The sequence below is a fragment of the Nocardia sp. NPDC057227 genome (genome assembly GCF_042669725.1).
GTDB classification, from domain to species: Bacteria; Actinomycetota; Actinomycetes; order Mycobacteriales; family Mycobacteriaceae; genus Nocardia; species Nocardia asteroides_A.
This window is the reverse complement of record NZ_JBHUXA010000010.1, coordinates 19,130-35,904: the sequence shown is the minus strand read 5'-3', so window position 1 is coordinate 35,904 and position 16,775 is coordinate 19,130. Positions and strand designations below refer to the sequence as shown.

Here is a 16,775-nt window from a genome sequence, read left to right as displayed (position 1 = left end):
GGCGGTCATCGGGGTCCCTCCGCGCCGGGCGGCTCGGGGGCGGTCATGCCCTGCTCGCGGGCGACCTGGAGACCCGCGAGGGTCGGTTCACCGGCCATGCCGTCCAGGGCGCCGGGGCGCTCGTCCGGGAAGCCGGCGAGAATGCGCGCGGTGTCGCGGAAGCGGCAGAGCGGGGCGCCGCGGGTCGGCACCACCTGGTCGCCCGCGCGCAGCGCGTCCACCAGCGCCTGCGCCGAATCCGGCGTCTGGTTGTCGAAGAACTCCCAGTTCACCATGACCACCGGCGCGTAGTCGCAGGCCGCGTTGCACTCGATGTGCTCGAGCGTGACCGCGCCGTCGGGCGTGGTCTGCCCGTGCTCGATGCCGAGGTGCTCGCGCAGCCGCGCCAGGATGGCGTCCCCGCCGAGCACCGCGCAGAGCGTGTTGGTGCACACCCCGACGTGGTAGTCGCCGGTCGGCGTGCGCCGGTACATGGAGTAGAAGGTCGCCACCGCGGTCACCTCGGCCGCGGTCAGCCCGAGCAGCTGCGCGCAGAAATCGATGCCGGTCGCCGAGACGAACCCCTCCTCGGCCTGCACCAGGTGCAGCAGCGGCAGCAGCGCCGAGCGGGGGTGCGGGTAGCGGGCGACGATCACCTCGGCGTCGCGGGCGAGCCGCGCGCGCACCGCCTCCGGGTACGGGTCGGGCCGGGTGGAGAGCCGCAGCAGGATCTCGGTCATCGGTCCACCCCGCCCATCACCGGGTCGATGCTGGCGACCGCGGCGATCACATCCGCCACCAGCCCGCCCTCGCACATCGCCGCCACCGCCTGCAGATTCGTGAACGAGGGGTCGCGGTAGTGCACCCGGTACGGCCGCGTGCCGCCGTCGGAGACCATGTGCACCCCGAGCTCCCCGCGCGGCGACTCCACCGCCGAGTACACCTGCCCCGCCGGCACCCGGATCCCCTCGGTGACCAGCTTGAAGTGGTGGATCAACCCCTCCATCGACGACCCCATGATCTTGCCGATGTGCTTCGGCGAATTGCCGAGCCCGTCCGTCCCGACCGTCAGATCCGCGGGCCAGGCGATTTTCCGGTCGTCCACCATGACCGGGCCCGGCCGCAGCCGGTCCAGGCACTGCTCGACGATCTTGAGCGACTCCTTCATCTCCTCCACCCGGATCAGGTAGCGGCCGTAGCAGTCGCAGCCCGCGGCGGTCGGGATGTCGAACTCGTAGCTCTCGTACCCGCAGTACGGGTGCGCGCGGCGCAGATCGTGCGGCAGCCCGGCCGAGCGCAGCACCGGGCCGGTGATGCCGAGCGCCATGCAGCCGGTCAGATCCAGGTAGCCGATGCCCTTGGTGCGCGCCTTCCAGATCGGGTTGCTGCTGAGCAGCAGCTCCAGCTCGCGCAGCCGCTTCGGCAGCAGCGTGAGCAGGTCGCGGACCTTGGTGACGGCCTCGTCCGGGAAGTCCTGGGCCAGCCCGCCCGGGCGGATGTAAGCGTGGTTCATCCGCAGCCCGGTGGCCGTCTCGAAGACGTCGAGGATGAGTTCGCGCTCCCGGAAACCGAAGAGCATGGCGGTGAGCGCGCCCAGCTCCATGCCGCCGGTGGCCAGCGCCACCAGGTGCGAGGAGATCCGGTTCAGCTCCATGAGCAGCACCCGGACCACCGTGGCGCGCTCCGGGATCGCCTCGGTGATGTCGAGCAGCCGCTCGACCCCGAGGCAGTAGGCGGTCTCGTTGAAGAACGGGGAGAGGTAGTCCATCCGGGTCACGAAGGTGACGCCCTGGGTCCAGTTGCGGAACTCCAGGTTCTTCTCGATCCCGGTGTGCAGGTAGCCGATGCCGCAGCGCGCCTCCACCACGGTCTCGCCCTCGATCTCCAGGATCAGCCGCAGCACGCCGTGCGTGGAGGGGTGCTGCGGCCCCATGTTCACCACGATGCGTTCCTCGGCGACGCTCTCCAGCACGGCGCCGACCTGGTCCCAGTCCTGCCCGGCGAGCGTCACCATCGGCGGCTCGGCCTCGGGCCTGGCGTGCTTCGGGCGGTTGTCGATATCGGTGTGGTTCATCAGCTGTAGGCCCTCCGCTGGTCGGGCGGCGGGATCCGCGCGCCCTTGTACTCGACCGGGATCCCGCCGAGCGGGTAGTCCTTGCGCTGCGGGTGCCCCCGCCAGTCGTCCGGCATGGTGATGCGGGTCAGCGAGGGATGCCCGTCGAAGACGATGCCGAAGAAGTCGTAGGTCTCGCGCTCGTGCCAGTCGGTGGTCGGGTAGATCTCGAACAGCGACGGGATGTGCGGGTCGGCGTCCGGCGCCGAGACCTCCACCCGCAGCCGGTAGCCGTGCGTGATCGAGGACAGCTGGTAGACCGCGTGCAGCTCACGGCCCGCGTCGTCGGGGTAGTGCACGCCGTTCACGCCGAGGCACAGCTCGAAGCGCAGCCCCTCGTCGTCGCGCAGCGCCCGCGCCACCAGCGGCAGGTGCTCGCGGTGCACGTGCAGGGTGAGCTCGCCGCGGAAGACGATCACCTTCTCCAGCGCCTGCTCCAGCGCCACCGGGCCGAGCGCCGCGCGCAGCGTCGCGATCGCGCCGTCGAACCAGCCGCCGTACGGGGGCTGGGTACCGCCGGGCAGGCTCACCGGGCGGACCAGCCCGCCGTACCCGGAGGTGTCACCGCTGCCGCGCACGCCGAACATGCCGTGCCGCACGCCGATCACCTCGGGGTCGCCCGGTTCGGGAACGGTCCCCTCCGGGCCCGCTGTCGCGGCGGCGTCGGCCGGAGCACTCGCGGCTTTCGCGGCATCGGGGCCGTCCGGTCCGGGGCCGGGGGAGACCCGGTCGCTCGCGGGCTTCGCGTCGTCCCGCCCACCCGAATCCGATTCCGAGCGTGGCGCGTTCATCGGAGCAACCCCTCCATCCGGATGGTGGGCGTCGAGGCAAGCGCCGCCGCCTCGGCCGCCTTGACCGCTTCCTCACGGTTCACCCCGAGCGGGGTCTCCTGGATCTTGGCGTGCAGCGCCAGGATCGCGTTCAGCAGCATCTCCGGGCGCGGCGGACAGCCGGGCAGGTAGATGTCCACCGGGACCACGTGGTCCACGCCCTGCACGATCGCGTAGTTGTTGAACATGCCGCCCGACGAGGCGCAGACCCCCATGGCCAGCACCCATTTCGGCTCGGTCATCTGGTCGTAGACCTGGCGCAGCACCGGCGCCATCTTCTGGCTCACCCGCCCCGCCACGATCATCAGATCCGCCTGCCGCGGCGACGCCCGGAACGCCTCCATCCCGAACCGGGCGATATCGAACTTGCCGCCGCCGGTCGCCATCATCTCGATCGCGCAGCAGGCCAGCCCGAAGGTGGCGGGCCACAGCGACCCCTTGCGCATGTACCCGGCCAGATCCTCGACGGTGCTCAGCAGGAACCCGCTCGGCAGTTTCTCTTCCAGACCCATGGTGTGTCCTCGGTAGTCGGGTGCGCCGCTCAGTCCCAGCTGAGCCCGCCGCGGCGCCATTCGTAGGCGTAGGCCACCGAGACGTTCAGCACGAACAACGCCATCGCCGCGAGCCCGAACACCCCGAGCGCGTCGAAGTGCACCGCCCACGGGTAGAGGAAGACGATCTCGATGTCGAAAATGATGAAGAGCATGGCGGTCAGGTAGTACTTCACCGGGAAGCGCTGGCCCGCAGCCGTTCCCGGACCACCGCCGACCGCGTGCGGGGTCGGCTCGATCCCGCACTCGTACGGCTCCAGCTTCGCCCGGTTGAAGCGCTTGGGGCCGATCACGGCGGCGAGCCCGATCGAGAAGATCGCGAACCCGGCGGCGAGGCCGCCGAGAATCAGAGCGGGCAGTTCGGTGTTCACGACGGCACTTCCCCTCCTCGAGAGCTGGGGTCGGCGGCTCGCCCGCTATGCGGGACTCCACGTCTCTGTGAGATAGGGCACAGAGTACAACCGGCGGTTGGTGTCCGGTTCGGTTCCCGGGGTGCGGTTTGATCGAATTCGCGACTGCGATTCATGAGCGAGGTGGGGGTAATCTCGCGTGCTCCGCAAGGTTGGAGCATGATCGCTATCGACGGAGTCGAGGAGTTCGGCGCTACCGGATCGGCCGGGGTGAGTCATGCCGATCACACATGAATAGATCGCTCGATGTTCGCTGACGCGCCGTCACGTCGAGGCGCGGATCCCGCGGCGGGAGCCGGACTACGCGGCGTTACGTCCCCGCAGAACGGCCACGATGGCATCGACCAACCGAAACGCATCGATGGGATGCGGCACCGCCGCTTCGGCGCGCGACCAGGTGGCCAGCCAGGCATCATCGGCCCGCCCGGTCAGCACCAGCACCGGCGGGCAGTCGGAGATCTCGTCCTTGAGCTGCTTCGCCAACCCGAGCCCGCCGATCGGCGCCGACTCCCCGTCCAGGATCGCGAGATCCACGTCCCCGGCATCGACCCGCTCCAGCACGACGGCCCCGGTCGCCACCTCGAGATACGAGAACTCGGGTAGCTCACCCGACGGCCTGCGGCCGACGGCCGTCATCACCTGTTCCCTGGTGTCGGCATCGTTGCTGTAGACCAGGACCCGAAGCGGGCGAGCGATAGCGTCCACGCCCGGAATGGTACGTCCGGCCCGGCCGCACGCGTGGCAGGTTCGCCCGGATCGCCCGGCGCGCCGGGTGCGAACCCCCTCGGTGCTCTAGCATTTGCCGAGAACAGCTCCGGCACTGCCGGACCGTCGTCGGCGAGGGGGCGCGCATGCGGAGCCTCGCGGGAACCGCGCAGGTGGAGGTCGTGCCGGGGCGGCACGTTGTGGCCGTCGCGGACGGCGTCGTCGCGGTGGTCGCGCACCGCGCGGAGACACCGGTGACCGCGATCTCGCGAGCCTGGCGGCACACCGGAGCGGTACTCGAGCTGATCGCCGCCGCCACCGCCGACGACCCGGAGAACCCCGGCCGCGCCTTCGCCCGCCTCGCCACCACCTGGCTCATGGGGCTCCCCGACGGGGAGAGCGTCGAGTTCGGGGTGCTCACCCCGGTCGGCGCCGGGGTGGCGGTGTTCCTGCACGGCGGGGTGCGCGCGGTGCTCGACGCCGAGCGGCGCACCGAGATCCTGCGCGGCCGCGACGCCGGGTTCACCGTCGACCGGCTGGTCACCCCGGCGCCCGCGGTCGGCATCGGGCTCTACGTCGACGAGCCGGAGCGGGAGGTCGAGAACCTGCCGGTGCGCGGGGTGTTCGGGCTGAGCGGCGGCACCGTCCCCGGCGCGGCCGCGGTGCTCTGGACCGACGGCGACGGGCACGGCCCCGCCCTGCTCCGGCCGACCGAGGCCCGGCTCCGCACCGGCGTCGTGCTGAACAAGGCGAACGCCCCGACCGAGCGCCCCGACCCGCCCCGCGACCCCCGCCCCACCACCACCCCGCGCCCCCTGATCCCCGCCGACCTCGAGGACACCGTCGTCCCGAGCGCCGCCGACGCGGTCCGCGAACCGGCCCCGCCCGCACCGACCGCCGACCGCATCGGCGGCGTCGTCGTGCAGGGCTTCCCGTGCCCGCGCAGACACCTCAACGACCCGCGGGTCTCCTACTGCGCGGTCTGCGGCCTCGCCATGGACCACCCCGGCCGCAGCCTCACCGACGGCCTGCGCCCCCCGCTCGGCATCCTGCTCCTCGACGACGGCCAGACCCTTGTCCTCGACGGCGACCTGGTCCTCGGCCGCGAACCCGAACACCACGAGGCCGTCGCCGCACGCGGCGCCCGGCCCATCCGGATCGCCGACCCCTCCGGCGGCATGTCGCGCGCGCACGCCGAGATCCGGCTCATCGCCTGGGACGTCACCGTTGTCGACGGCGGCTCCACCAACGGCACCCACCTGCGCGCCGCCGGCCACCACGAATGGACCCGCGCCGTCCCCGGCCACCCCATGACGCTCGCGCCGGGCACCCAGCTGCTGCTCGGCGGCCGAGTCTGCACCTTCGACTCCCCGCACCAGTCCTGAGCACCCTTCCGCACCGGCGGCCGCGGCGCGTACAGTGCCAGTAAGTTAATCAGCATTCGCGTTTTGGGATCGGAACGCAGTGCCTCGGAGCGAGGAGCCGCCATGACGTCCGCAGTCATCGTCGACATTGTCCGCACCCCGTCCGGGAAGGGGAAAGCCGGAGGCGGGCTGGCCGACGTGCATCCGGCCATGCTGCTGGCCGGCGTGCTCGCCACGCTGATCGAGCGCACCGGCATCGACCCGGCGCTGATCGACGATGTGATCGGTGGTTGCGTCACCCAGTCGGGCGAGCAGGCGTTCAACATCACCCGCACCGCCGCGCTCGCCGCCGGGCTGCCCGAATCGGTGCCCGCCACCACGGTCGACCGGCAGTGCGGCTCCAGCCAGCAGGCCGCGCACTTCGCCGCGCAGGGCGTCATCGCCGGCGCCTACGACATCGCCATCGCCTGCGGCGTCGAGTCCATGAGCCGCGCGCCCATGTTCTCCAACGCCCAGGGCAGGGACGCCAACGGCGCCCCGCTCGCGCACCGCTACCCGGAGGGGCTGATCCAGCAGGGCACCGCCGCCGAGATCCTGGCCGCGCGCTGGAAGCTGGACCGCGACACCCTCGACGCCTTCGCCGCCCGCTCGCACCGCCTCGCCGCCGAGACCGCCGCGGCCGGTGGCTTCGACAACGAACTCGTCGCCGCCGGCACGCTCACCGCCGACGAGACCATCCGGCCAGGCACCACCGCCGAGAAGCTGGCCGGGCTCCGCCCCGCGTTCGTGAACGACGAGCACAGGGCGCGCTTCCCCGAGATCGAGTGGTCGATCACCCCCGGCAACTCCTCCCCGCTCACCGACGGCGCCTCGGCCGCGCTCATCATGAGCGAGGAGAAGGCGAGCGCGCTCGGCCTGCGCCCGCGCGCCCGCTTCCACTCCTTCGCCGTCACCGGCGACGACCCGCTGCTCATGCTCACCGCCGTCATCCCGGCCACCCGCAAGGTGCTCGGCCGCGCCGGGCTCGGCATCGACGACATCGACGCCTACGAGGTGAACGAGGCGTTCGCCCCGGTCCCGCTGGTGTGGCAGCACGACCTCGGCGCCGACCCGGCCAAGCTGAACCCGCGCGGCGGCGCCATCGCCCTCGGCCACCCGCTCGGCGCCTCCGGCACCCGCATCCTGGCCACCCTGGTGAACCACCTGGAGCAGACCGGCGGCCGCTACGGCCTGCAGACCATGTGCGAGGCGGGCGGACTGGCCAACGCCACCGTCATCGAACGGCTCTGATCAGGAGGCCGCGCTCCGCACCCCCGCGCCGCCGAAGAGTTCCGCGCGAAACTCCGCGGGGGAGCGGCCGTACTGCTCCCGGTAGGCCTCGCGGAAGCGGCGCAGGCTCGGAAAACCGGTCTGGCGGGCGAGTTCGGCCAGGTCGACCGGGAGTGCGTCGCACAGCCGCCGATGGGCGCGCGTGAGCCGGACGCTCCGCAGCAGCACCCCGGGTGTCGGGTACCCGGCCTGTTCGAAGGCGCGGTAGAGGGTCCGCTCGGCGATGCCGACCATGCCTGCGACGGCCGCGGGGGTGAGGCCGCGGTCGTGCGCGTGCTCCTCGATCAGCGCCCGCGCCCGCTCGACCTGCTGCGCGAGCTGGCCGGTGGTGATCGCCGGGTAGGGGTTGAGGGCGCCGTCCAGCTGTGCGAGCACGCTGTTGTAGGCGATGCTGAAATCGGCCGCGGTCCAGCCCTCTGCCTCGTCGAGCCAGCGCACCTGGGCGATCAGCCCGCGCACCAGGGGGCGCTGCTCGTCCAGCGTCAGGGGGGCCTTCGCGGCGCGCGCCGGGTCGACCATGCCCTCGGGCACGGTGAGGATCAGCGCGCTGATGTCCTCGTCGTGCGTCATGAACAGCGGGCTGTTCCAGTGGAAGAACCCCACCTTGCCCGGGTGCAGGACCGCGCGGGACTCGCCCTGCTCGAACCGGAAGCGCCCGTGCAGGGGGATCAGCAGGCGGTAGCTGTTCTCGCCGTCACCGCGGCGGATGTGGCTCGCGGAGCGGCGGTAGCCGAGCGCTCCGGTCGTGAACCGGACCGCCTGCAGCCGCCCGACGTTCCTGGCCGACGCCGTCGATCGGAAATCAACGGCGGGAAAGGTCAGTCCGACCGCGCCCTGCCTGCTCTCCAGGTAGCCCACCCAGGAGCCGGTCGGATCCTCGACGTCCGCCGAGAACTCCTCGGCGCAGTACTCCGTCACGCAACGACCCTTCCCTCACCCTTCACCAGCGAAGAATCTACCGCGCGGTCTGCCGAGCGGCCCGTGCGGTAAATGACCGTGATCGGGCAGGAAAAGGGTCGAGCCGGCGCGCCGCCGACTCCTACGGTTGAGCAGACGGGCGGTGCCGGAGTTGAGGAGGGGGCTACTCCGGCGCCCGCCGTCGCTCAGTCCGGCAGGATCGGCACCGAGACTCCCTCGCCGCGGTGCAGCAGCGCCGCCCTGGTGACGGCGGCGCTGCCGAAGCGGCGGCGCAGGTCGTCCAGGGTGGCGTCGAGGGTGTGCCCGGCGCGGGGCTCGAAGGGCAGCGCGAGCTGCACGGTCCCGGCGTCGCCGAGGTTGGTGAGCGCGACCCCGATCAGGGTGATGCCGCGGTCGGCGATCAGCGGGGCCGCGGCGTGCAGCAGCAGCCGGGCCGCGTGCAGCAGCACCGCGCCGTCGTCGGTGGCCTCGGGGAGCGTGTGCGAGCGGGTGGCGCGGGAGAAGTCGGCGAAGCGCAGGCGGAGCACGACCGTCCGGCAGACCCGGTTCGCCCCGCGCAGCCTGCGCCCGAGCCGGTCGGTGAGGCCGTGCAGGTAGGCCGCGATCTCCTCCGGCGGGCGTGGCCGGGAGCCGAGCGCGCGCTGCGCCCCGATCGAGCGGCGCCTGCGGCCGGTCTCGACCCGGCGCGGATCGCGGGCCATGGACAGGGCGTGCAGGTGTCGCGCGGCGGCCGGGCCGAGGATGCCGCGCAGCCCGCGCTCGCCGAGCTCGGCCAGGTCGCCGACCCGGGTGATCCGGTGCTCGCGCAGGGTGCGGGCGGTCACCGCGCCGACCCCCCAGAGCCGCTCGACCGGCAGCGGGTGCAGGAACTCCAGCTCGCCGCCGGGCGGCACCGCGCGCAGACCGTCCGGCTTGGCCACCGCGCTGGCCACCTTGGCCAGGAACTTGGTGCGCGCGATCCCGACCGAGATCGGCAGCCCCACCTCGCCCGCCACCCTCACCCGCAGCCGCTCCGCGATGCCGACCGGCTCGCCCGCGATCCGGCGCAACCCGCCCACGTCGAGGAACGCCTCGTCGATCGAGATGCCCTCGACCACCGGCGTGGTGTCGTGGAAGATCTCGAACACCCGCCTGCTCGCCTCCGCGTACGCCGCCATCCGGGGCGGGACGGTGATCGCCTCGGGGCAGAGCCCGCGCGCCTGCGCGCCGCCCATCGGGGTCCGGATGCCGCGCGCCTTGGCCTCGTAGCTCGCGGCCAGCACCACGCCGCCGCCGACGATCACGGGTTTGCCGCGCAGCGCGGGATCGTCGCGCTGCTCCACCGAGGCGTAGAAGGAGTCCAGGTCGGCGTGCAGGATCGACGCCTCGGCCCGGGTGCTGATCCGTTGCCGTGGCGTCGCCGGAGGGATATCGCCGTCGCCGGACACGAACATATGTTCGCATACTGGGTGGTCTGATGTCCGGTATGCGGGCGGATCCGCCGGTCCTGCCCGGTACGCTGATCCGGCACTGGAGCGGCCCGGCGGGAGGAGAAGAGCGGTGCGGGGTCTCGGCGAGCTGGAGGCGGTCGTCATGGATCGGCTCTGGGAGCGCGATACCGAGTCGACCACGGTCAGGGAGATCCACGAGGAGCTCGCCGGCGAACGCGACATCGCCTACACCACCGTCATGTCGACCATGGACAACCTGCACCGCAAGGGCTGGCTGGCCAGGGAGCGCGCGGGCAAGGCCTACCGCTACTGGCCCACCCTCACCCGCGAGGAGCACAGCGCCAGGGTGATGGCGGACGCGCTCGGCTCCGGCGGCCGCGCCGACCTGGTCTTCGGTCATTTCGTCGAGCTGATCGGCGCCGAGCAGAGCGCCGGGCTGCGGGCCGCGCTGCGCGGGCTCGCCGCGCGCCGGACGCCGAGGATCCCGTGATCCGGCTGACCGCCGAGCAGGTGTTCGCGTGGCGGTTGCGCAGGCAGTTCCTGGTCGAGCCGGCCGACTCCGCGGTCGAGATCGTGCGGCGGCTGGCCGGGGTTCAGGCCCAGGTGGCCTCGGCCGCCGAGCTGGCGGTCGCGCTGCGCTCGGCCGAACCGGCCGCCGATGCCGTTGCGGAGGCGCTCGGGGCGCGAAAGGTGCTGCGCACCTGGGCCATGCGCGGGACGCTGCACGTGCTCACCGCCGAGCAGGCGGCCGCCGCGCTCGCGCTCGTCGCCTCGGCGCGCACCTGGGAGAAGCCGGTGTGGACGCGGAACTTCGGCGCGACGCCGGAGCAGATCACCGCGCTCGGCGCGGCCGTCGAGGAGATCCTGGCCGACGCCGCGCTCTCCCGGGAGGAGCTGGTCGCCGAAGTGGTCGCCCGGCCCGCGCTCGCGCACCTGGACGAGCAGCTGCGCTCCGGCTGGGGTGCGGTGCTCAAACCGCTGGCCTGGCAGGGGATCCTGTGCCACGGGCCCGCGCGGGGGAGCCGGGTCACCTTCACCAGCCCGGCGCGGGCCGTCACAGGCTGGCCGGGGCTGCCCGAGCCGGACGCGGCCGCCGCCACCCTCGTCCCCGCCTACCTCGGCGCCCACGGCCCGGCCACACCCGAGACCTTCGACGCCTGGCTGAGCCGGAACTCGCTGCGCAAGACCGTGCTCAGGCGCTGGTTCGCCGAGCTCGGCGCGGAACTCACCCCGGTCGAGGTGAACGGCCGGAGCTGCTTCGCCCGCACCGAGGACCTGGACGGGCTGGCCGCCGCGAAGCCCGTACGCGAGGTGCTGCTGCTCGGCGGCTTCGACCAGTACGTACTCGGGCCGGGCACCACCGACACCGAGCTGGTGCCCGCCGCGCACCGGACCGCCGTGAGCCGCCCCGGCGGGTGGATCTCGCCGGTGGTGGTGGATGGCGGGCGGGTCACCGGGACCTGGGAGCGCGAGGGTGACGACATCGTCGTCACCCCGTTCGGCAGGGCACCGGCGGCCGAGGCGCTGACTGCCGCCGCCGCGCGGCTCTCGGCGGCCACCGGCGCGAAGCTGCGGGCCCGCGCCGGCTGACGTCCGGCCACCGCAGCCACCGCAGCCCAGCAGCGATCGACCCGTCCAGGACAGGAACCGCCCGCCCCGCGAAATCGGTCCAGCGCTGCCCCGGTGGTTATGGACCCGTCCCCGAACCGTGCCGACACTGGGCACCATGACACCCCCCGACCCGCTGGCCCCCGGTGAGTACGCCCCGGAGGTCACCTACCTGAACACCGCCTCGCACGGGCTGCTGCCCGCCCGCGGCCGGGCCGTCCTGGAGACGGTGCAGGCCGGCTGGAGCTCCGGGCGCAGCACCCCGGGCAACTACGACCACCTCGTCCCCGAACTGCGCGCGAGCTTCGCCCGGCTGCTCACCGGCGCCACCGCCGACGACATCGCGATCGGCGGCACCGTCGCCGGGCTGATCGGCCGGGTCGCCGCCGCGCTGCCCGCCGGCGCCGAAGTGCTGGTCGCCGAGGGCGATTTCGCCTCGGTGCCGAACCCGTTCCGCTTCCGCGGCGACCTGGAGGTGCGCGCCGTCCCGCTGGAGAAGCTCGCCGTCGAGGTGCGCGCGGAGACCGCGCTGATCGCGGTCAGCCTCACCCAGTCCGCCGACGGCCGCACCGTCGACCCCGCCGCCCTGCGCGCGGCCGCGCACGCCAACGGCGCCCGCCTGCTGATCGACGCCACCCAGGCCGCGGGCTGGCTGCCGCTGCGCTTCGCCGACGCCGACTTCTGGGTCTGCGCCTCCTTCAAGTGGCTGCTCGGCGCCCGCTCGGTGAGTTTGCTCGCCGTGGCGCCCGACGCGCTGGACGGCGCCGTGCCGCTCGGCGCGGGCTGGTACGCGGGCGCCGACCGCTGGGGCGACATGTACGGCGCAGGCCCGCTGGCCGCGACCGCGCACCGCCTCGACGACACCCCGGACTGGCTCGGCGTCACCGCCGCCATCGCCGGGCTCGGACTCGTGCACGAACTCGGGGTCGCGGCGATCGGCGCGCACGACCGGACGCTGGCCGCGGCCTTCCGAGCCGGGCTCGCGGAGCTGGGACTCGAAGCAGTGCCCGGAGGTTCGCCCATCGTCACCGTCCCGGGCGCAGGCGCGCACGCCGACGCGCTCACCGCGGGCGGCGTCGTCGTCTCCGCGCGCGGGGGCGGGCTGCGGGTGTCGTTCCACCTCTACAACACCAGCGCCGACGTCGCGCGGGCGCTCGCCGTGCTCCGGGAGGCGGGCCGCTAGGCTGCACCGGTGACGCAGCTGATCGACACCGTGGCCTGGATCCTGGTGCGGGAGGGAAGGGTGCTCTGCGCGCGGCCGCGCGGCAAGGACGTCTTCTACGTGCCCGGCGGCAAGCGCGAGCCGGGGGAGAGCGACGAGCAGACGCTGCTCCGCGAGATCGACGAGGAGCTCACCGTCGCGCTGCTGCCCGAGAGCCTGCGGCATGTCGGCACCTACGAGGCCGCCGACGGCGCCGCCCTGGTGCGGATGGCCTGCTACACCGCCGCGTACCGCGGCACCATCACCGCCAGCGCGGAGATCGCGGAACTCGCGTGGTTCCGCTACGCCGACCGGCCCCTGGTGCCGCCGGTCGATCGGCTGCTCTTCGACGACCTGGCGGCCGCGGGCGGGCTGCGCTGACCCGGCCGGCCCGCACCGAGGGTGCGGGCCGCCGAATGCTCAGCTCGGGACCGGCGCCCGGTTCGCCCGCGCGATCAGGTGCTCGACGAGCGTCAGCAGCACCGTCTTGGACGACTGCCTGCTGCGCGCGTCGCACAGCAGCACCGGGGTGCCCGGGTCGAGGTCGAGCGCGTCGCGCACCTCGTCCTCGCTGTAGCTGGGCGCCCCGTCGAAGCAGTTCACGCCGACGATGAACGGCAGCCCGCGCCGCTCGAAGTAGTCGATGGCGGCGAACGAGTTGCCGAGCCGACGGGTGTCGGCCAGCACAACGGCGCCGAGCGCGCCGCGGGCCAGTTCGTCCCAGAGGAACCAGAACCGGTCCTGCCCCGGCGTACCGAACAGGTAGAGAACCAGGTCCCGGTCGATCGAGATGCGGCCGAAGTCCAGCGCCACCGTGGTGGTCGACTTCTGCTCCACCCCGGACAGATCGTCCACCCCGGAGCTGACCTCGGTGATCAGCTCCTCGGTGCGCAGCGGCGCGATCTCGCTGATCGCGGAGACCATCGTCGTCTTACCGACGCCGAACCCTCCCGCGATCAGGATCTTGACGGAGGCCGCCAGGTTCGGGACACCGGCGCTCTGCCGGCTCGGGTCAAATTCTTCGGATTCCATCCAGCACCGCTCGCAAAATGTTGATGTCGCCGGGCCCGGCGTCGGCTTGAACCGGCGCCCGGAAGATCAGGTGGTTCTCGCTGATCAGATCACCGACGAGGATCTTCGTCACAGCCAGAGGTAGCTTCAGTGTTGCAGAGACCTCGGCCACGGATTGCGGAACCGCGCACAGGCGAACGATTTCCGCGTATTCGGGCTCGACCCGGCGCAGGATCGGTGCCGGGTGCGTGACCACGACTACCGTCAGCATGTCCAGGTCGTGGGCCGCACCCATGGTGCGGCCCCGAGTGAGTGCGTAGGGCCGGACCAGCGGACCGGCCGCGTCGTCGAACCAGTGCTCGCCGTGTCGTGTCATCGCGGTCCTAGAGCTCGGCCAATCTATGGCGCGGTGTGGTCGACAGGTAGTTGCCGACCCGCTGGACGGTGAGGTTCATCTCGTAGGCGACCATACCGAGGTTCGCGGAATCATTCGCCTGGAGCGCGAGACACGCGTTGCTGCCCGCCGAGGTCACGAACAGAACGGCCCGGTCGAGCTCGATCATGGCCTGGCGGACTCCGCCACCCTCGAAGCGGGCGCCCGCGCTGCGCGCGAGGCCGTAGAGCGTGGACGACATGGCGGCGAAGTGCTCGGCGTCCTCCTGGGTCAGCGCGTTCGAGCGCCCGAGCAGGAGACCGTCGGTGGAGAGGACCACCACGTGCCTGACACCGGCGAGTCGGTCGACGAGGTCGTCGAGAAGCCAGTTGAGATCGCCGGGGTTCGGAGAGTTCACCTCAGCCTTCCTGTCTGTCGTTACCGGACGCGTCACCGCTGAGCGGCTTGCGGCCCTGTCGGGTTCCGTTCTCGATGGCCGAGATCAGATCTCGGGCCTGGTCCGCGGTGAGCCGAGGGCGTTCCGGCGCACGGGTCTGCGTCGTCGGCTCCGGGTCGCGTTCGAGCTGCGGGTTCAGATTCGCCTGCCGGTTGCGGCGCGGCAGCGCGGGCCTGCCGTCCTGCAGCAGCGGCTGGGCGGCGGGCGGCTGCGAGATCGGCGGCCGGGACGGCGCGGGGGTGTTCGGGTTGTACGGCTGCGGCCGCTCGCCGGTGTAGGACGGCTGCTCCGGGGGCCGGTAGGGCTGCGACTCGACCGGCGGGCGGAAACTCTGCGTGTCCATCGGCGGGTCGGCGACCAGGGTGGCGGCCGGGAGCGGGGCGCTCGCCGCCGACTCCACCTGCCGCACCGGCGATTCCAGCGCCGGGATCGGAGCCGGGCGGCCGACGGCGGCGGTCGAGGTGGGCTGGCCGTCCGGCACCGCGCCGGCGAGCAGCGCGGACGGGATCAGCACGATGGCCCTGATCCCGCCGTAGTCGGACTCGGCGAGCTTGACCGCGATGTCGTGGCGCACCGCCAGCCGCGCGACCACGAAGAGCCCGAGGCGGGAGTCGCCGGAGAGCGAGGCGACGCCGAAGTCCGGCGGGTCGGCCATCATCTGGTTGGTGCGCACGATGTCGCCGGTGGGCATGCCCATGCCCTGGTCCTCGATCTCGACCACGACGCCGCGCCCGACGACATTGCCGGTGACCTCGACCCGCGACTGCGGCGGGGAGAAGGTGGTGGCGTTGTCGACCAGCTCGGCGAGCAGGTGCACGAGGTCGGCGACCACGCCGCCCAGCACGTGCACCTGCGGCATCCGCGCCACCCGGACCCGGGAGTAGTCCAGCGTCTCACCGACCGCCGAGCGCACCAGGTCGATCATGGCGACCGGGTTGCGCCACTGCCGCCCGACCTGGCCACCGCCCAGGATGATCAGGTTCTCGGCGTTGCGGCGCTCGCGGGTGGCCAGGTGGTCGAGGCGGAACAGGGTGTCCAGCAGCGCCGGGTCCTCCTGCTTGCGCTCGGCCTCGTCCAGGATCTCCAGCTGCCGGTGCACGACGACCTGGCTGCGGTGCGCGATGTTCAGGAACACCGACTTCACGCCCTCGCGGGTGCGGGCCTCGGCGACGGCGGCGTTCACCGCCGCGCTGGCGGCGTGCTCGAAGGCCTGGGCGACCTCGCCGATCTCGTCGGTGCCGAAGTCCAGCTTCGGCATCTCCGCGGCGGGGTCGACCGGCTCGTTGTTCTCCAGCTTGCGCATCATCTCCGGCAGCGTGACGTCGGCCAGGGTGAGCGTCTCGGAGCGGAGCCGCTTGAGGCGGCGGATGATCCGGTTGGCGAGCAGCACCGAGACGCCGATGGCGAGCAGGCTGATCGAGCCGACGCCGATCCCGGCGAGCAGTGCGTTCTGCGAGTCCTCGTCGGCCTTGTCCTCGGCGAGGCCGTTGGTGCGCGCGCTCTGCGCGATCCACATGTCGACCAGCTGCCGGTTCACGTCCGCGGCGGCGGCCTGCCACTCGGCGTTCGGCATCGGCAGCGGCGGCAGCGCAGAGGCCCGCGACGAGGAACTCGCGGCGCCGGATGCCGCGCCGCCCTCGGCCGCGGCGGCGGCACGGGTGACCGCGCGCCAGCCGATGACGTTCTCCACCACGTCCAGCTTCTGCCAGGAGACGCTGTTGGTGAGCGCGGCCGCGACCTCCTTCTGCTCGGGATCGACGTCCCGGCTCAGGTTGCCGATCTCGATGCGGTAGTAGCCGACCTGGCGGGCGAACTCCTCGACCGGAACCGCGGGCGCCTCCTGCCCGGACTCCAGCGCCACGGCGAGCGCGGTGGCCCGCGACATGGCCTCGGCCGACTTCAGGATCTGCATGGCCTCGGCCAGCTCGACGCCGATCTCGGCATCCGGCGCGAGCTGCTGGGAGATCTGCGACCCGAGGACGATGCCGTCGATCACCTGGTTGAAGAAGTTGTAGGCGTCCGCGGCGGGCAGCTGGCCCGCGTCGATGGCGGTGCGCAGCTGGGACAGGTACTTCATCATCGCGTCGATGCCGCCGACGTCGCCGAGGTCGTCCTCGACCGCGCCGAGCGAGGTCTTCGCCGATTCCAGCGCGCGCACCGAGCCGTCGAGCTTCGCGCGGGCGGCCGCGAGGCCGGCCGCGGCCTCCATGTTGCCGGTGAGCCGGGCCATCGAGGCCAGCCGCTCGGCCTGCGCGCCTTCGACGAGGTCGCGGGTGCCTGCCAGGGCTGCCTGCGTCTGAACCGCCCACTCGTGGGTCCGGTTGGACTCCGACACCAGGTACGACGTCGTCCCGACACCGACCGCCAGCAGCGACAGACTCGGGACGAGCGCGATTGCCAACACTCTGGTGCGGACACCGAGTCTCGCAGTGAACATCGGCTAAAACTAGCCAGTTACCTACTCGTAGTCCGATTCTGTCCCGGTGAACGGGACTG

At 72.5% G+C, this 16,775-nt stretch carries 18 protein-coding genes; 6 read left to right on the top strand and 12 right to left on the bottom strand.

The window, feature by feature from the left end:
- Positions 1-5 precede the first annotated feature (5 nt).
- From nuoE to ACFUJ1_RS15990, 6 genes are all read right to left on the bottom strand, one after another.
- Positions 6-719, bottom strand: coding sequence for an NADH-quinone oxidoreductase subunit NuoE (nuoE, locus tag ACFUJ1_RS16015; protein ID WP_378646187.1), 714 nt, complete (start codon positions 717-719; stop codon positions 6-8).
- A complete protein-coding gene (locus tag ACFUJ1_RS16010) occupies positions 716-1,993 on the bottom strand; it encodes an NADH-quinone oxidoreductase subunit D (protein WP_378646558.1) in 1,278 nt (425 codons plus the stop codon). The genes nuoE and ACFUJ1_RS16010 overlap by 4 nt, the downstream gene beginning before the upstream one ends.
- Positions 1,994-2,052: 59 nt before the next feature.
- Positions 2,053-2,883 carry an NADH-quinone oxidoreductase subunit C gene (locus ACFUJ1_RS16005; RefSeq protein WP_378646185.1) on the bottom strand — a complete coding sequence of 277 codons (831 nt, stop codon included), beginning with the start codon at positions 2,881-2,883 and terminating at the stop codon, positions 2,053-2,055.
- Positions 2,880-3,434, bottom strand: coding sequence for an NADH-quinone oxidoreductase subunit B family protein (locus ACFUJ1_RS16000; RefSeq protein ID WP_233018418.1), 555 nt, complete (start codon positions 3,432-3,434; stop codon positions 2,880-2,882). Before ACFUJ1_RS16000 ends, ACFUJ1_RS16005 begins: the two co-directional genes overlap by 4 nt.
- A gap of 29 nt (positions 3,435-3,463) precedes the next feature.
- Entirely contained in the window at positions 3,464-3,844 is a 381-nt protein-coding gene (locus ACFUJ1_RS15995; protein WP_378610658.1) for an NADH-quinone oxidoreductase subunit A, read from the bottom strand.
- A 339-nt stretch (positions 3,845-4,183) separates the two neighbouring features.
- Positions 4,184-4,519: a hypothetical protein gene (locus tag ACFUJ1_RS15990; RefSeq protein WP_233021312.1), complete on the bottom strand. Its 336-nt coding sequence runs from the start codon at positions 4,517-4,519 to the stop codon at positions 4,184-4,186.
- Positions 4,520-4,734: 215 nt separating this feature from the next.
- On the opposite strand from ACFUJ1_RS15990, the gene ACFUJ1_RS15985 reads away from it, so the two are divergent.
- Both ACFUJ1_RS15985 and ACFUJ1_RS15980 read left to right on the top strand, forming a co-directional pair.
- A complete protein-coding gene (locus tag ACFUJ1_RS15985; protein WP_378646183.1) occupies positions 4,735-5,973 on the top strand; it encodes an FHA domain-containing protein in 1,239 nt (412 codons plus the stop codon).
- Between the two features lie 102 nt (positions 5,974-6,075).
- Entirely contained in the window at positions 6,076-7,242 is a 1,167-nt protein-coding gene (locus tag ACFUJ1_RS15980; RefSeq protein WP_378646181.1) for a thiolase family protein, read from the top strand.
- Here ACFUJ1_RS15980 and ACFUJ1_RS15975 read toward each other — a convergent pair whose 3' ends face one another.
- Both ACFUJ1_RS15975 and dinB read right to left on the bottom strand, forming a co-directional pair.
- Positions 7,243-8,199: a helix-turn-helix domain-containing protein gene (locus ACFUJ1_RS15975; protein ID WP_378646179.1), complete on the bottom strand. Its 957-nt coding sequence runs from the start codon at positions 8,197-8,199 to the stop codon at positions 7,243-7,245. It abuts the gene before it with no gap.
- 185 nt (positions 8,200-8,384) lie between these two features.
- Positions 8,385-9,632 (bottom strand): DNA polymerase IV, encoded by a 1,248-nt coding sequence (gene dinB, locus ACFUJ1_RS15970; protein ID WP_378646177.1) that lies wholly within the window; start codon positions 9,630-9,632, stop codon positions 8,385-8,387.
- Between the two features lie 106 nt (positions 9,633-9,738).
- On the opposite strand from dinB, the gene ACFUJ1_RS15965 reads away from it, so the two are divergent.
- From ACFUJ1_RS15965 to ACFUJ1_RS15950, 4 genes are all read left to right on the top strand, one after another.
- The gene (locus ACFUJ1_RS15965; protein WP_378646175.1) at positions 9,739-10,119 is read left to right on the top strand and encodes a BlaI/MecI/CopY family transcriptional regulator; all 381 of its coding nucleotides are present in this window, start codon (positions 9,739-9,741) and stop codon (positions 10,117-10,119) included.
- The gene (locus ACFUJ1_RS15960) at positions 10,116-11,219 is read left to right on the top strand and encodes a winged helix DNA-binding domain-containing protein (protein ID WP_378646173.1); all 1,104 of its coding nucleotides are present in this window, start codon (positions 10,116-10,118) and stop codon (positions 11,217-11,219) included. Before ACFUJ1_RS15965 ends, ACFUJ1_RS15960 begins: the two co-directional genes overlap by 4 nt.
- Positions 11,220-11,355: 136 nt before the next feature.
- A complete protein-coding gene (locus ACFUJ1_RS15955; protein WP_378646171.1) occupies positions 11,356-12,420 on the top strand; it encodes an aminotransferase class V-fold PLP-dependent enzyme in 1,065 nt (354 codons plus the stop codon).
- A gap of 9 nt (positions 12,421-12,429) precedes the next feature.
- On the top strand, positions 12,430-12,819 hold the full coding sequence (locus ACFUJ1_RS15950) for an NUDIX domain-containing protein (RefSeq protein WP_378646169.1): 390 nt from the start codon (positions 12,430-12,432) through the stop codon (positions 12,817-12,819).
- 39 nt (positions 12,820-12,858) lie between these two features.
- On the opposite strand, the gene ACFUJ1_RS15945 is transcribed toward ACFUJ1_RS15950, so the two are convergent.
- Genes ACFUJ1_RS15945 through ACFUJ1_RS15930 form a run of 4 tightly spaced genes read right to left on the bottom strand, consistent with a single transcriptional unit; the run spans position 12,859 to position 16,683 of the window.
- Positions 12,859-13,470, bottom strand: coding sequence for an ATP/GTP-binding protein (locus ACFUJ1_RS15945; protein ID WP_378646167.1), 612 nt, complete (start codon positions 13,468-13,470; stop codon positions 12,859-12,861).
- Positions 13,451-13,825: a DUF742 domain-containing protein gene (locus tag ACFUJ1_RS15940; protein ID WP_233018408.1), complete on the bottom strand. Its 375-nt coding sequence runs from the start codon at positions 13,823-13,825 to the stop codon at positions 13,451-13,453. Before ACFUJ1_RS15940 ends, ACFUJ1_RS15945 begins: the two co-directional genes overlap by 20 nt.
- A gap of 7 nt (positions 13,826-13,832) precedes the next feature.
- A complete protein-coding gene (locus tag ACFUJ1_RS15935) occupies positions 13,833-14,240 on the bottom strand; it encodes a roadblock/LC7 domain-containing protein (RefSeq protein WP_067651593.1) in 408 nt (135 codons plus the stop codon).
- 1 nt (position 14,241) lies between these two features.
- Positions 14,242-16,683 carry a nitrate- and nitrite sensing domain-containing protein gene (locus ACFUJ1_RS15930; RefSeq protein WP_378646165.1) on the bottom strand — a complete coding sequence of 814 codons (2,442 nt, stop codon included), beginning with the start codon at positions 16,681-16,683 and terminating at the stop codon, positions 14,242-14,244.
- Positions 16,684-16,775 lie beyond the last annotated feature (92 nt).

Excerpts from the sequence above, each read along its gene's own strand:
- nuoE (WP_378646187.1), bottom strand. The coding sequence starts at position 719 with ATGACCGAGATCCTGCTGCGGCTCTCCACCCGGCCCGACCCGTACCCG.
- ACFUJ1_RS16010 (WP_378646558.1), bottom strand. The coding sequence starts at position 1,993 with ATGGTGACGCTCGCCGGGCAGGACTGGGACCAGGTCGGCGCCGTGCTG.
- ACFUJ1_RS16005 (WP_378646185.1), bottom strand. The coding sequence starts at position 2,883 with ATGAACGCGCCACGCTCGGAATCGGATTCGGGTGGGCGGGACGACGCG.
- ACFUJ1_RS16000 (WP_233018418.1), bottom strand. The coding sequence starts at position 3,434 with ATGGGTCTGGAAGAGAAACTGCCGAGCGGGTTCCTGCTGAGCACCGTC.
- ACFUJ1_RS15990 (WP_233021312.1), bottom strand. The coding sequence starts at position 4,519 with ATGACGGCCGTCGGCCGCAGGCCGTCGGGTGAGCTACCCGAGTTCTCG.
- ACFUJ1_RS15985 (WP_378646183.1), top strand. The coding sequence starts at position 4,735 with ATGCGGAGCCTCGCGGGAACCGCGCAGGTGGAGGTCGTGCCGGGGCGG.
- ACFUJ1_RS15980 (WP_378646181.1), top strand. The coding sequence starts at position 6,076 with ATGACGTCCGCAGTCATCGTCGACATTGTCCGCACCCCGTCCGGGAAG.
- dinB (WP_378646177.1), bottom strand. The coding sequence starts at position 9,632 with ATGTTCGTGTCCGGCGACGGCGATATCCCTCCGGCGACGCCACGGCAA.
- ACFUJ1_RS15955 (WP_378646171.1), top strand. The coding sequence starts at position 11,356 with ATGACACCCCCCGACCCGCTGGCCCCCGGTGAGTACGCCCCGGAGGTC.
- ACFUJ1_RS15945 (WP_378646167.1), bottom strand. The coding sequence starts at position 13,470 with ATGGAATCCGAAGAATTTGACCCGAGCCGGCAGAGCGCCGGTGTCCCG.
- ACFUJ1_RS15940 (WP_233018408.1), bottom strand. The coding sequence starts at position 13,825 with ATGACACGACACGGCGAGCACTGGTTCGACGACGCGGCCGGTCCGCTG.